Annotated in this window: 15 protein-coding genes and 1 other annotated feature; of the genes, 5 read left to right on the top strand and 10 right to left on the bottom strand. The window is 36.1% G+C overall.

Annotated features, from left to right (window positions below; translation table 11 throughout):
- Positions 1–74 precede the first annotated feature (74 nt).
- The 3 genes from AC2CGN_RS21945 to AC2CGN_RS21935 all read right to left on the bottom strand — a co-directional run bounded on the left by AC2CGN_RS21945 (position 75) and on the right by AC2CGN_RS21935 (position 4089).
- Complete coding sequence (locus tag AC2CGN_RS21945; RefSeq protein WP_484516218.1) at positions 75–1259, bottom strand: MFS transporter; 1185 nt, start codon at positions 1257–1259, stop codon at positions 75–77.
- 139 nt (positions 1260–1398) lie between these two features.
- A complete protein-coding gene (gene argS / locus AC2CGN_RS21940) occupies positions 1399–3078 on the bottom strand; it encodes an arginine--tRNA ligase (RefSeq protein ID WP_484516216.1) in 1680 nt (559 codons plus the stop codon).
- A 46-nt stretch (positions 3079–3124) separates the two neighbouring features.
- Positions 3125–3343: a binding site (T-box leader), on the bottom strand.
- A gap of 221 nt (positions 3344–3564) precedes the next feature.
- A complete protein-coding gene (locus AC2CGN_RS21935; protein ID WP_429981762.1) occupies positions 3565–4089 on the bottom strand; it encodes a GNAT family N-acetyltransferase in 525 nt (174 codons plus the stop codon).
- Between the two features lie 265 nt (positions 4090–4354).
- On the opposite strand from AC2CGN_RS21935, the gene AC2CGN_RS21930 reads away from it, so the two are divergent.
- On the top strand, positions 4355–4819 hold the full coding sequence (locus AC2CGN_RS21930; protein ID WP_429981761.1) for a DUF4429 domain-containing protein: 465 nt from the start codon (positions 4355–4357) through the stop codon (positions 4817–4819).
- Between the two features lie 40 nt (positions 4820–4859).
- Positions 4860–5195: a hypothetical protein gene (locus AC2CGN_RS21925; RefSeq protein WP_429981760.1), complete on the top strand. Its 336-nt coding sequence runs from the start codon at positions 4860–4862 to the stop codon at positions 5193–5195.
- 319 nt (positions 5196–5514) lie between these two features.
- On the opposite strand, the gene AC2CGN_RS21920 is transcribed toward AC2CGN_RS21925, so the two are convergent.
- Positions 5515–5682 carry a hypothetical protein gene (locus AC2CGN_RS21920; protein ID WP_429985327.1) on the bottom strand — a complete coding sequence of 56 codons (168 nt, stop codon included), beginning with the start codon at positions 5680–5682 and terminating at the stop codon, positions 5515–5517.
- A 306-nt stretch (positions 5683–5988) separates the two neighbouring features.
- Between AC2CGN_RS21920 and AC2CGN_RS21915 the strand changes: the two genes are divergently transcribed.
- Positions 5989–7593, top strand: a complete 1605-nt coding sequence (locus tag AC2CGN_RS21915; protein ID WP_283868015.1) for an ABC-F family ATP-binding cassette domain-containing protein — start codon at positions 5989–5991, stop codon at positions 7591–7593.
- 50 nt (positions 7594–7643) lie between these two features.
- On the opposite strand, the gene AC2CGN_RS21910 is transcribed toward AC2CGN_RS21915, so the two are convergent.
- The 4 genes from AC2CGN_RS21910 to AC2CGN_RS21895 all read right to left on the bottom strand — a co-directional run bounded on the left by AC2CGN_RS21910 (position 7644) and on the right by AC2CGN_RS21895 (position 10933).
- Positions 7644–8387 carry an amidohydrolase family protein gene (locus AC2CGN_RS21910; RefSeq protein ID WP_484516213.1) on the bottom strand — a complete coding sequence of 248 codons (744 nt, stop codon included), beginning with the start codon at positions 8385–8387 and terminating at the stop codon, positions 7644–7646.
- Positions 8388–8558: 171 nt separating this feature from the next.
- A complete protein-coding gene (gene fabF, locus AC2CGN_RS21905) occupies positions 8559–9794 on the bottom strand; it encodes a beta-ketoacyl-ACP synthase II (protein WP_429981757.1) in 1236 nt (411 codons plus the stop codon).
- Positions 9795–9823: 29 nt separating this feature from the next.
- The gene (locus AC2CGN_RS21900; protein ID WP_429981756.1) at positions 9824–10381 is read right to left on the bottom strand and encodes a TetR/AcrR family transcriptional regulator; all 558 of its coding nucleotides are present in this window, start codon (positions 10379–10381) and stop codon (positions 9824–9826) included.
- 81 nt (positions 10382–10462) lie between these two features.
- Complete coding sequence (locus tag AC2CGN_RS21895) at positions 10463–10933, bottom strand: DinB family protein (RefSeq protein WP_429981755.1); 471 nt, start codon at positions 10931–10933, stop codon at positions 10463–10465.
- Between the two features lie 202 nt (positions 10934–11135).
- Between AC2CGN_RS21895 and AC2CGN_RS21890 the strand changes: the two genes are divergently transcribed.
- Positions 11136–12104 carry a S66 family peptidase gene (locus AC2CGN_RS21890; protein ID WP_484516210.1) on the top strand — a complete coding sequence of 323 codons (969 nt, stop codon included), beginning with the start codon at positions 11136–11138 and terminating at the stop codon, positions 12102–12104.
- Between the two features lie 406 nt (positions 12105–12510).
- Entirely contained in the window at positions 12511–13317 is an 807-nt protein-coding gene (locus tag AC2CGN_RS21885) for a S1C family serine protease (RefSeq protein ID WP_484516209.1), read from the top strand.
- A gap of 175 nt (positions 13318–13492) precedes the next feature.
- On the opposite strand, the gene AC2CGN_RS21880 is transcribed toward AC2CGN_RS21885, so the two are convergent.
- Together AC2CGN_RS21880 and AC2CGN_RS21875 are read right to left on the bottom strand one after the other, a co-directional pair.
- Positions 13493–13693 carry a cold-shock protein gene (locus tag AC2CGN_RS21880; protein ID WP_004230088.1) on the bottom strand — a complete coding sequence of 67 codons (201 nt, stop codon included), beginning with the start codon at positions 13691–13693 and terminating at the stop codon, positions 13493–13495.
- Positions 13694–14048: 355 nt separating this feature from the next.
- The coding region (locus tag AC2CGN_RS21875) for an IS4 family transposase (RefSeq protein WP_484516207.1) at positions 14049–14682 on the bottom strand (634 nt) is incomplete at its 5' end.

Here is a 14682-nt window from a genome sequence, read left to right as displayed (position 1 = left end):
TGTTATGAAAATTGACTTATAAATCGTAGCAAAAATAATTTTCAAAAAAAGACATGCTTAAACAATTTCGCATGCTAGAGAGAATTTTTCTTTAAACGATAAGTTGTTGCCATAATGGCAAGCATAATAATCATGAAAATAGCAAAAGTCACTGTATGATTGCCAGTAATATCATAGCAATAGCCGATTACAATTGGAATGATGGCGCTTATTATAAATCCGCCAGACAACACCATAGACGACCAACTATTCGCCTCCTCATTTGTTTCTGCCTCATCCAATGGCAATAATAGTCCAATTGGAAATAAACCACTTAATACGATACCGATAATAAACACCGCCATTAATAGCAACGTACCTGAGCCTACCCATAATAATGCAAACCCTAATATGCCTAAAACACCTAAGGCAAAGAGCCAAGCTATACGACTTGTCCATTTTTCCATTAGTATCGGAACTACTATGTTGCCAATCATTTGTATAAAAGACATCAATGTTAACATGGAGCTTGCTTCACCAAGTGAATAGCCCTTATCCTGCAAAATTGGTACCAACCAGGACATCACTGAAAAAAATAGTGATGTTTGTAAGCCGAAATAAATTAGAATTGTCCAAGCTCTGCAGCTTTTCCATGGATTTCGTATTACATGTTCAGACTTTTCATCTTTCCTTGATAGCTCCCGCTCCTCTTTTTGTACTAACAGAAACCACATTATCAGAGCGCTGAATGCTAGAATTGACCAGCTACCTAGAGCTATCGTCCAGCTGCCATCAAAATGACGATAAAGATTTACGGTTAGTGCTGCACTCAGTGTTGCGCCTGTTCCTATTCCAAATGAATAAATTCCGACAACTGTAGTGAAACGATTCGGAAATTTCTTCTTGATGTAGGCATTTAGCATTGGACCAATAAGCGCAATCGCAAACCCTGCAAGAAAGCTTGTAACTACAAGTAAACCATAACTTTCTTTTAAAAAACGCAATCCATTTGCAAAGGCAAGAAGGACAATTAAGAGCGGAATAGCTGTTTTTGTGCTCAATTTTTTTTGTAATGGTACAGCAACAGGTGCAAAGAGTCCCATACAAAATACTGGTATAGATGTTAAAAAGCTCATTTTCGTATTAGATATATGTAATGACTCCAATAAAACATTATAGAGTGGTCCAATGGCGGTTACTGCTGGACGCATATTGAGGGCAACGAAAAAAATACATACAACCATTAGCACCGAGGAAGCCTTCCATTGCTTATTTATCATATTTGTTTAACCTTCTCTCTAAGCTATAAATTTTACCATTATTGTCAGACCTCCGATTTCATTCTATTCCCTTTTATCATTTTTTCAAGTACTGGTCAATTTAAATAACATCTACCACAGTGTAGTAGATGTACTTCGCTTACATTTTCTTTGGTGCTGCAATACCCAATAATGCTAATGATTCTTTTAAAATGATAGCGACGCATTGACAGAAAGCTAATCGTGAGCCTCTAATATGATCTTCAGCTACTATTTTATTTTGGGCATAGTATTTATTAAATAAACGAGCTAAGTGTAAGGCATATTTAGCAATTTGTGATGGATCCGCCTGCTCAAAGGCATTGGAAATTACTTTCGGAAACTGTTCTAGTAGTAAAATAACTGGCCATGCTTGGTCACCCAACTTTTCAAAAGATACTTCATTGCTTTGTTCATTAATTTTTTCCAAAAGGGATGATATACGTGCATAAGTGTATTGAACATATGGACCTGTTTCCCCTTCGAAATTCATCATTTGCTCAAGAGAAAACTCTATATCATGTAAACGATCATTTTTCAAATCATTAAATATAACCGCTCCAACACCAACTTGATAGGCAACACTATCTTTCTGCTCTAGCTTTGGATTTTTTTCCTCAATATTGCGTTTTGCTGTAGTAATCGCTTCTTTCAGCACCTCACCTAATAAAACAATTTTGCCTTTACGAGTTGACATTTTTTTACCGTCTTTTAGAATCATCCCAAAAGGTACATGTTGTAAATCTTTTGCCCATCCATATCCCATTTTCTCTATAACCCTAAATAGTTGATTAAAATGGAGGGACTGTTCATTGCCAACCACATAAAATATTTTTTTAGGGTCATAGTGCTGTTTACGATAGAAAGCAGCTGCCAAATCACGAGTTGCGTAAAGTGTCGCACCATCTGTTTTAGTAATTAAACAAGGTGGCATAGGTTCTACTTCCACAACAAATGCCCCATCAGATTTTATAAGTAGCTCTTTTTCTTCTAGTTCCTTGACAACTGTTGCCATTTTGTCGTTGTAGAAGGCTTCACCATTGTATGAATCAAAGTGGATTCCAAGAAGTTGATAGATAGTATTGAATTCCTCTAATGATGCATCTCTAAACCATTGCCATAGAGCAAATGCCTCTTCATTCCCATCCTCCAATGCTTTAAATGCAGCACGTGCCTCCTCATTAAGGGTTTCGTCCTGCTCAGCTTCTTCATGGAATTTCACATAAATTTTTAATAATTCTTCAATCGGCGCATTCGCAATCGCTTGTTGATTGCCCCATCGTCTATAGGCAACAATTAACTTACCAAATTGTGTTCCCCAGTCTCCTAAATGGTTGATACGAATTGCTTGATAGCCATTTTTTTCGGCAATATTAGCTAAAGCGTTGCCAATTACAGTAGAACGTAAATGCCCCATAGAAAATGGCTTCGCGATGTTAGGAGAAGAAAAATCAATAACAATATTCCCTTTTGATTCCTGCTGACTTCCATATAAATGTTGTTCTACTAATATTTTAGTAAGCATCTGTTTTGTAACGATTGACGGATTAAAAAATATATTGACGTATCCTCCTATTACTTGAACATCCTTTATGATTTCACATGTCAAATTGTTTTTTATCTCTTCAGCTATACTGTGAGGTGATTTTCTACATGTTTTAGCAAGAGTGAAGCACGGAAAGGCTACATCTCCTAGCTCCAATTTTTTTGGTTTTTCTAATAAATGTTGAATTTCTTTCTCTGTAAGCTGATCCTTTAATGCAACAGCAATGCTTTTGGCTATTTGTTCCTTCATGTTCATTTCATCTTCCTCCTCTAAAAAAATTAAAAAAGCTCCCGTCTCTAATAATAGAGACGAGAGCATAGTTATCCCGTGGTACCACTCTAGTTGTCATTCCAAATGACCACTTTCCATTGTTAACGAGGTGACTCCCCGATATTCTCTACTCCTAATTCGAGAACCTTCTCCAAAGTGCGTTTCATTTACGGCTTCTGCATCAGGCTTCCACTATCCCTAATTCGCTTTCCAGTTATCCATAAACTACTCTCTTTTTCATTGAATTTAACTGTAATTTCAAAATATTTTACAGTAGCTATAAATGAAAGTCAACTTTTGGTTCAAAGAATACTTAGTGAGACAGCTTATATTCTGTTCATGGTCCGCAGTATTTCTGGTAGGTCATTGAGGTGAGAAAATAATAGCAAATTCACTACATCCATCACGGGTGATCTTTTACGGATTATTTAACTAAAGCACCCCTAAAGCACAAGAAAATAACTAAATCGATTACTGCAAATCAGAGGGTAACAATCCATATACAAAACTATCTGTCCATTCATTTTTATTCCAAAAATCTTGTATGAAATGGGCTTCCTTTCTCATGCCTATTCGTTCACACAATTTTTGTGAAGCTGTATTCCGTGCATCAAGATTAGCTTGTATACGATGTACATTAAATTCATCAAATAGTTTATAGACCAAACTACTTACTGCTTCTGTTGCCAAACCTCTCCCTGCTACTTCATTTGAAAAACTATAGCCAATCTCAACAGTGTCTTTCATATCTGTATACCATACGGATAAATCACCAACTACTTTAGTCTTGTATATAACTGCCAAGCTTAACATTGATTCTTTAGTGAGTACACCGTTTGTTAGCTTCTTATTAAATCTTTCCTGCATATCCTCATGTGTCCACTTATTATGTAATAGGAACTTACATGTATCATCATTATTATAAATAGCAAATACATCCTGTAAATCCGTACTCTTAAAAGGTCTAATTATTAATCTTTCTGTTGTAATTTCCAAGTTAGCTCGCCTCCCTCAAATTCATTCTACAAAATAAAACAATGACCCACAATGTTTGGGAACCAAGTGAATGGTTATACGATTGAGGAAATTAAAGTAGCCTTTGAGGAAGTAATTGAACAAGGTAAACAGTCCAATACAGATTGTGAGACAGATAATTAATTACAGTTGTCTGTTTTTATTTTCATATTTAATACTGACACAATTTGGGCTATTTGGTATAGTTTATTCCATAGAAAAAAACTTTAAAGGAGGAAATCTAGCAATGTCGAAAGTATATGAGTTTAAATCTAATGGAAAATTCACTGTAATTGTGGATGACTACAACGTAAAAATTCAACCCAAAGGTTTTTCAAACTTCATTAACAAAGGTGGTTCAAAAGGAGAAAAATCAATTCCTATTAAATCGATTACTGCCATCCAATTCAAAGAGCCCGGACTCACTACTGGATATATTCAGTTTGCTTATTCCGGATCTAGTGAAACAAAAGGTGGAACAATGGCAGCTGTAAAAGACGAGAATTCAATCACGTTTGTAAAAAAAGAATTAAAGCAAGCACGAGAAATGGTAGATTTGATTGAATCAAAACGTCATGCTGATTCGACTACTGCTCAATCTACAGCGGTAAGTGCTGCAGATGAAATTATTAAAATGAAAGAACTACTAGATGCAGGAATTTTAACACAAGACGAATTTGAAGCAAAGAAAAAGCAATTGTTAGGGATATAAGTCACTCAAAATGAGTGGCTTTTTAGTTAAGGAGGATTAAATGATTAAAATACATACATTAAAAAACTTACAACAACGTGATGTTTTTGAATTCATGAGCGGTGATTTTAAAAATGAACATTGGCATGAATCTTCAATTTTTTTAACAGAAGAAGCATTTGCTTTTTTACATCTACATATATATAAAGTTTTACCGAATTTTAATTATTTTGGTCCAAATTCAGTTAACCTTAAACAATGGAATCAAATCGCTTTCATTGCATGTACTTTAAATAATTCAATGGACATCGATTTCATCCGTTTTTTTAACAAAATAGATGATTGGGAACAAAAAAATTTCGAAGAGCACACTTGTTTCTCGATTTGTGGTCCATAGCAATTTCATAAAATTTAATATTCACCACAACAAAAATAGACCAGGCACTCATTTTTGAAGTGAGTCCTGAACAATTGTTTATATGTGGTAAACTTCTAAAATTGATCTCCAAAATTAACACATATTATATTTTCGTCATTATGAATCATCCTGATTACGTTGTAACCTTGTTCTCACAATAGATTTAGGGTAATTTAAGCTAATAATTTCTAATGTTCTTCATGAGTAAAATAAGCTAGATAAACCTATAATCGCTAAATATCTGGTTTACATTTGAATAAAAAACGTACTGGCACTATTGTTTCGTAACTCATGACATCTACCATCTATTACAGATATTTCTATATAAAATGGTGAATGTTAACGGATCTTCAAGTAAAATTTCAACATCCTTCTTAATTGCTAACTCTTCCAAAAAGTTCCGTTCTAACATTCTAATAACATCTAAAGTTGATAACTCTTTTACCTGTTTTTTATAAAATTCCATGTACCTTTGTTAACGAACATTTTATTCCTTTTACAATTTTATTTAAAACCTTTATAAAAATCCTTCATTTCTTTTAAATGATTCCAGTATCCACCACCTGGTTTAGGAACAGGATTTCCTTATAAATCTTGAAGAGTACCCCAGAAATCCTTTTCTGGTCTTCTATGTCGTTATTCAAAGTTTCTAAATTTCTTTTTTGTGCTCTTGATAATTAAATGATGCTAAACCTTGATTTAATAATGTTTATAGACTATGGAACATATTTCATGCTATACTAGAGCCATTGTGAAAAAAGGAGGAACTTGCATGATTCAAGTAAGTAATGTAGGTCTTCGCTATGGCGATCGTAAACTATTTGAAGACGTAAATATAAAATTCACACCGGGGAATTGCTACGGTTTAATCGGGGCAAATGGTGCCGGTAAATCAACATTCTTAAAAATTCTTTCTGGTGAAATTGAAGCACAGGAAGGTCATGTATCAATGGGTAAGGACGAACGTTTATCTGTCCTTAAACAAAATCATTTTGAATACGATGAGCATACAGTTCTTGATACGGTCATTATGGGTAACAAACGCCTATATGATGTGAAAACTGAAAAAGATGCAATTTATGCAAAGGAAGATTTTAGTGATGAGGATGGCATGCGTGCAGCTGAGCTAGAAGGTGAATTTGCAGAGCTAAACGGTTGGGAAGCTGACTCAGAGGCAGCAACATTATTAAACGGTTTAGGTATCTCAGATGATCTTCACTATATGCTAATGGGCGATCTTGAAGGCTCTGATAAAGTCAAAGTATTACTTGCACAAGCACTATTTGGTCAGCCGGATGTTCTATTACTCGATGAGCCTACCAACCATCTGGACTTAAAAGCTATCCAATGGTTAGAAGAGTTTTTAATTAACTTTGAAAATACTGTTATTGTTGTATCCCATGACCGTCACTTCTTAAATAAAGTGTGTACACATATTGCGGATTTAGACTTCTCTAAAATCCAATTGTATGTTGGGAACTATGACTTCTGGTATGAATCTTCTCAATTAGCGCAAAAAATGGCGCAAGACCAAAATGCCAAGAAAGAAGAGAAAATTAAAGAATTACAAGCGTTTATCGCTCGTTTCTCTGCAAACGCTTCTAAATCAAAACAGGCAACATCTCGTAAAAAAATGCTGGATAAAATTGAGCTAGATGATATTAAACCATCAAGCCGTAAATACCCATTCATCAACTTCCAAATCGGCCGTGAAATTGGGAATGATGTATTAACAGTTGATGGACTAACAGCAAGTCAAGAAGGCGAAACGTTATTTAAAGATATTCGCTTCTCTATGAATAAAGAAGATAAGATTGTTTTACTTGGTAGCCCAATGGCAAAAACAGCGCTTCTTGATATCTTAATGGAAGAAAAGGAAGCGGACGCAGGTACATTTAAATGGGGTGTGACAACTTCTCAAAGCTACTTTGAAAATGATCACGATAAATATTTTGAAGGCTCAGAAAAAACATTAGTGGATTGGCTTCGTCAATATTCTCCAGATGATGAAACAGAAAGCTTCCTACGTGGCTTCTTAGGTCGTATGCTATTCTCTGGTGAAGAAGTGAAAAAATCCCCTTCTGTACTATCAGGGGGAGAAAAAGTACGTTGTATGCTATCTAAAATGATGCTTGCAACAGCAAACGTTATTTTACTAGATGAACCAACGAACCATCTTGACCTTGAATCGATTCAGGCATTAAATGAAGGACTTATGCGCTTCAAAGGGGCGATGCTCTTCACATCACATGACCATCAATTTATCCAAACAATTGCGAACCGTGTCATCGAAATCCGTGAAGACGGCTCGATTTTAGATAAGCAATTAACATATGATGAATTCTTAGAGTGGAAAGATAGCCAAGGTTTAAGCTAATTCCACGTATAAAATCCTCTACCGTAAGCCTTGGTAGAGGATTTTCTTGTTTATTTAAAATACCATTGAAAAGCATTCTTATAAAGGATCTTATCAGCAGCCTGTTCATCAAAAAGCTGTTGAATCAATTCAATATCTGCATATTCAAAAGGTCGTTTTGCTCTAGTAGACGGTAAATCTGTTCCAAACATAAGCGCATCTGGATTTACTTCATAAATGGATTTTAAGGTATTTTTAACATCCAGTTCCACACGACCAAAGCCAGTCGCTTTTACATGTACGCCTTTTTCAACCAGTCTTAATAAATGGGGTAAACCTTCTTCCGATAATCCTAAATGATCAATAGAAATGGCTGGTAATTCTCCAATCGTCAATGCAATCCCTGGTAGCTCTTTTGCATCCATATAAAGTTCACTATGCCAGCCCACTAAATCATAAACTCTTCTGGCAAAGGTATCTAGCTTTGATAGATCTTCTGAACCTCCTCGTTTAATATTAAACCGTAATGCTCGTACCCCGTTGTTATGTAAATGAATAATTTTATTATCAGTCACTGTAAAAGGCAATTGAGTAACGCCGCAAAAAGCTGGCCCCATTTGAGTCAATGCTTTCAACAAGTATTCCTGGTCAAATCCTTGAAACGATCCTGATACAATCGCCCCACCCAAGACGTTGAATTCAGTAGTTTCATTTAGATAATCTTCGACAATAAAGTTTGGAGGTGTGTATCCCTGATTTTCTTTTATCGGAAAATCAAAATCAATAATATGAAAATGTGCATCAAAAATTCTCATCTGCCATCTCCTCTTCTATACCTAAATTTAATACATCATGAATATAAGCATAAATATAAATTTTCACTACAATACCATAAGAAAAACTTATTGACGAATGACACATAAAAAGATGGCATGAACATCCAATTTCATACCATCCTTTAATGAATCATCTATTTTTTTGACTACCTATTCCTCAAACTTCTTAAAAGCCAATACTGCATTATGGCCGCCAAAGCCGAAGCCATTCGACAAGGCTAGATTGACTGGCTGATGTATCGCCTCGTTTGGCACATAATTTAAATCACATTCTGGATCTGGTGTTTCATAATTGATTGTTGGAGGTATAATACTGTCCAATATACTTTTTAAGGTAATGACAGCTTCTATCCCTCCAGCTGCCCCAAAGAGGTGACCTGTCATAGATTTTGTAGAACTTACCTTTAAGTGATAGGCATGTTCACCAAAAACGCTTTTTATTGCCCTTGTTTCAGATTTATCTCCATCTGGTGTACTAGTACCGTGTGCATTAATATAATCAACAGCTGACAAATCAATATCGGCCATTTTTAAGGCTAGATTCATCGCATTTGCCGCTCCTGTAAAATCAGGAGATGTAATATGATAAGCATCTGTTGTTACGCCATACCCTACTATTTCACCAAGTATTGTTGCACCTCTTTTTTTCGCATGTTCATATTCCTCAAGAAATACTACACCTGATCCTTCTGACATCACAAATCCATTCCGATGGCTGTCAAATGGACGACTTGCCTTTGTTGGCTCATCATTCCTTGTAGACATGGCTTTCATACGAGAGAAACCAGCAAAGCTAAGGGGATTAATTGGCGCCTCTGTTCCTCCTGCCAAAATCCCATCTGCATAACCATGTCTAATATTTAAGAAAGCCTCTCCAATTGCTTGATTCCCCGTTGCACAGGCTGAAACTGGTGAAAAGCTTGGGCCTTTAAAGCCCGTTTTTATCGCTATAATACCTGCGGCCATATTGCTAATCATCATGGGTACCATAAAGGGAGAAACCTTACGTGGACCATTATCCAGCATGTTTTGATGATTTGCTAAAATAGTATCAATGCCTCCAATACCTGAGCCTATATAAACGCCTAAACGAGTTTTATCAATACTCTCCATATCTAAGTTTGCTTGCTCCAAAGCTTGCTGTGCAGCAGCAAGTGCATATTGAATAAAAACATCATATTTACTAATTTCTTTTTTATCCATAAACTGAGCGGCATCAAAATTAGTGATATACCCTGCAATTTGGGTAGAAATAGCAGAAAATTCCTCTGATTGTAGTTTTTTTATTCCAGACTTTCCTTCTATAATATTTGTCCATAAAGCTTGCACTGAATTACCTAATGGTGAGACTACACCATATCCTGTTATTACTACTCTTCGTACCATGAATAACTCTCCTTTACTTTTTCCATGAATTATTGTAAAAGTCCCTTTAATTGGTCAAGCATTTTAGTAAAGAAGCTTTCCCCTAATACGCGCTTATATTGTAGTGCTCCCTTCGTACTTGCTATTAGCATAATGGCAAGCGCCTCCAAATCCTCAGTCGTTTGTAATGAGTCCTCTTGCTTTGCATCTTTCAGTAAATCCACAAAGTAATCGATTTCCATTTGACTGAGCTGTTGAATTTTTTCCTGCATTTGCAATGGTAAATCATTATAATCTGCCTGTAATGCAGAAATCGGGCAAACACCGTCCTGTTCTAGAAATTTGACTCGTTGTAAAATCAAGGCGAAAGGCTTTTCTTCAGCATTTATAGCTGCTTCTTTAATAGTTGTATATGCCCCCTCAAGTCCATTTTGAATCCTTTCGCAAACAGCAATCCCCAAGTCTCCTTTCTTTTCAAAATGGTAATGAATACTTGCTTTTGTGACGCCTAATTCTTTAGCTAAATCATCATAACTAAAAGCTGAAAATCCTTTTTCTTGAATTTTTTTCAAGGCTAATTCGATAATTTGTAATTTACGATTTGTCATGACTATATACTAACTTACTAGTAGGTAAGTGTCAAACAAAAAAACAGCAGACCAAAATATATTTGTCTGCTGCCTTATATTTTATTGCATTTCCTTTGTCGGTCCCATCACACCTGGCACTGGGAGACCTGCTTGTCGTAGCAGCACTGTCATCTGTCCACGATGATGTGTTTGATGATCGATTAGAGTACGTAATAATGCGCCTCTTTGAGTTGGACCTGCAAAGCCCTTTACTTCCTCGACCAAATCTTCGTCTGATAGCTTTGCTGCTTCCACTTTAATACTATTTGCTATTTTTTCGTAAACTGCTACAATCTCAGCAGCCGTAGCTGGAATAGGATCTTCTTGTCGAATCATCGGCACCTTTAAACCTGCTAAATAACTAAAGTAACCTGCCGCGCCAACTAAATGCCAGCCTAACCAACCAAGTGTACTATGGCCTTCCACGATGCTTTGTCCTAGCTTGTCATCCGTTACCGCCTTTAATACTTGAATTGTCCCTTGAGATGCTGCTGTCCAATCATTTAAAAAATCATCTACTAGTCGATACATTAAGATGCCCCCCATTTTTGGTAATTTCATTTCTATCATAGTAAATTCCAAACTCTCTTACAAGTTTCTATATCTAGTTTACATAATAATATTATTATTCGAATCATTCTAGCCCAATAAATTGTAAAATCATGTATAATAGCCTTGTCTAATAAAAAATAGAAAGAGGTATTTTATGTTTTCCCCTTTAAAAAAAGGCGATATGATCGGCATATACTCGCCTTCCAAACCAGCTACTGTAACAGCAAAAGCTCGCTATGAACGTGGAAAGAAGCGTCTGGAAGCACTAGGCTTAATCATTCGTGAGGGTTCTTTAACAGGTAAAGATGATTTTTATCGCTCTGGTACCCCGAAGGAACGAGCTCAAGAATTCAATGCCCTTCTACGTGATCCTCAAATAAAAATGATTTTACCGACAATGGGCGGTACAAATGCTAATAGTATGTTGCCTTATTTAGATTATCAAGCATTTCGTCAAAATCCAAAAATGCTTGTAGGTTTATCTGATGTGACCGCTATATTACTTGGAATGTATGCAAAGACAGAAATTCCTGTTTTTTACGGTCCTTCTGTTGCTTCAACATTTGGTGAATTTCCGCCATTTGTGCAATATACGGAACAGTATTTTAAAAATTTGTTTATGTATTCTCTATCCATTCCCTACGATATGCCTGTTCCACCCATTTGGACAGATGACCGACTAAATTGGTTAAAAAAAACTTCTGAAAAAACACAACATCCGAATTCTTGGATTACGGTCCAGTCTGGTGTTGCTGAAGGACGTCTAATGGGTGGAAATATCAATACAATGTACGGTTTTATTGGAACCCCCTTTTTTCCACAAATAAAAGAAGGAGATATTTTATTGCTTGAGGATACATCCAAAACCATTGCAGTTGTCGAGAAAAACTTTACTATGCTTAAATTACATGGCGTTTTTGACAAAGCTGCTGCAATCATTTTAGGCAAACATGAACAATATGACGATTTAGGAACTGGGAAAAAGCCTTTTGAAGTCCTGCTAGAGATACTTGATGGTAACAATATTCCTATTATTGCGGAAGTCGATTGCTGCCACACCCACCCTCTTCATGCCATGCCAATTGGTTTACGTATACGTGTCGATGCATCAAAAAAACAAATTAGCTTTTTAGAAAGCTGGTATTCTTAACATTCGTGTGCGCCTGTTAAACTTCACGTATAATGAAGGAAAGTAGTTTAATGAGTTTGCCTATGAGAACAACAAGGACTCTCTTGTACTATTTATCATTGGCTGTAGCGACATATGCAATACTGACTCGGTGAAAAAAATACCTGTCAAACAGCTAGATGAACAGCAAACTGCTAAAACGAGCCGTGCTTGGATCCTAGTCCTCACCTGATGGTTCGACAGTTTACTTTCAAGGAGAAGGTAATGCTAATACGCTAACGACAACAAAATATTTTGCCAAAAAACATTGGACTAATCCGTATAGAGGACATGATGGTGACGATTTATTATTACGTCGACCTTACAGAAAATCGAGTCAGATTTACTTTCTGCGGCACCTTTTATTTTGGGTATGGGGGTAATATGAATGCATGATATACATAGGTCAACTGAGGAAGAACTAACAGAAGAAGAATTGATTGAGCTTGTCCTTGCTGAACAGCAAAAGGCATTAGCTCAAGAACGAGAGGAACGCCAGCAAGGTAAAAAACCTAAAAAACAAAAACCGATAATCAAATGGGTTGTCTGGAGTATGGCGCTTGTATTATTTATTAACACATTTGCTATAATCTTTCAAATTTACTCCATCCCTGCTATTGAATTTTTGAAGGTATCAACAAGGCTATCCGCACAGGACGATATCAAAACTTATAAAAAATCGGTGGTAGAAGTATCTACTGGCAGTAGTAAAGGTACAGGTTTCTCCATTTCAGCAGATGGACTTATCGTCACCAATGCACACGTTATAGAAGACGCCCATACTCTTTCAGTTATTTTTCCTGAGGAGGGCATTATGCAAGCAAAGTTAGTGCAAAGCTATCCTGATGTTGATTTAGCAATATTGCAAGTAACTGGTGATGAACTACCATCCCTTCCACTTGCTGAAGATCCCAGCTATAGTCAAAATGAGCATGTCTATTTTATTGGCAATCCATTAGCCTTTACCGGCATTGCTAATGAAGGTACACTACTTGAATCAACATATCTTGAGGATTGGCAAGAGCCTGTTATGATGATGAAAGCACCTGTGTATCGAGGTAACAGTGGAAGTCCTGTGTTAAATAATGATGGTGAGGTAATTGGAATTGTATTTGCCACGATGAAAAAAGAGCCATATGGTCAAGTAGGTTTATTTGTACCTGTTCAAGAATTACATCGTATTCTCAATAATTAAAGCATACTGCTCCTGCTTATTCTCTCTTTTTGCGAGATAAGCAGGTTTAATTAGTTTACATAATAAATTTATTGTTAAAATAGAAATATACCTTTAATCCTGAAAGTATACAAAAAAAGGCATCCTATGGAAATAGGATGCCTTAAGTTTAACGAAAGTAATTTTAATTAAAGAATTAAAGTTTAGTTACGTTAGCAGCTTGTGGTCCGCGGTTGCCATCTACAACTTCGAACTCTACTTTTTGACCTTCGTCAAGAGTTTTGAAACCTTCGCCTTGGATAGCTGAGAAGTGTACGAATACGTCGTTTTCACCTTCAACTTCGATGAATCCAAAACCTTTTTCTGAGTTAAACCATTTTACTGTACCTTGTTTCATTTAAGAAAACCTCCAAAAAATAAAAGTGAACAATATGTAATTTCTTCAGCGAATGAAAAAAATTCACATATTACAAAGAGTACCGAACTAACGCGATCACTTTTTGTAATATGTGAATTCATGTTTCCGGTGAAGCAATTAAATTGTTAACTTAAGTATAACCACCATTCATAATTTTGTCAAATAAAGAAAATTGTTTTTTTATTTAATTTCACTAACGTTGCATGAATTTTGATTGAATTTTCTGTTTTCAATTTCTTGCGTTTTTAAGAAATTGAAAGACACTTAAACAAAAGTAGTAAACACCCTTTTTTTACTATAACCTTTGACTGGGGCAACTGACGATTCAAAATCCTTATGGTACTGTATTTCCTTCTATTTTCCGAAGCCAAATACGTGCCGGTTTCCATAGTACTGCTTTTAAGTACCTACTAATTTGTAGATACGTCCGTGAACTGTTTGTGTGAAGCTGTGCTAGCACGTTTAAGCAGTATACGATCATCGCAATGAACACTTGATTGTGCACAGCTTGCTCGCTTTGCCCGTAGAACTTTCTAATGTTCAGATGCTGTTTCATCCACTTGAAAAACAGTTCAATTGCCCAGCGTGACTTATACAGTTCAGCGACTTCATCTGCACTTAAATCAAAACGATTTGTTATCAGATATAGCTCTTTACCATTTGGATCCAGTATTTCGATACGGCGAAATACATTTTCAGCACGATTTTGCGTGTTGCCAATCAGAATCATTTCATCCGATAACACAGATGACTGTTCAGATACTTCAAACGATTCAACCACACGTGTTACGGCGTTTTTTCGTAAGCGTGAGACAAAGAAAAATCCATCATCTGTCATGCGGTCAAAACGCTCATAATCTAAGTAGCCTCGGTCAAACACGTACATGCATTCCTTGTCATCAACGAGAATTTCAAGCTGACCACGATCATGTTCTTTCGCGTTCGTTAACTCCGCTTTATCAGGGTAC

Source organism: Lysinibacillus sp. DFXJR4 (genome assembly GCF_057196045.1).
This window is presented reverse-complemented; position numbering and strand designations above follow the sequence as displayed.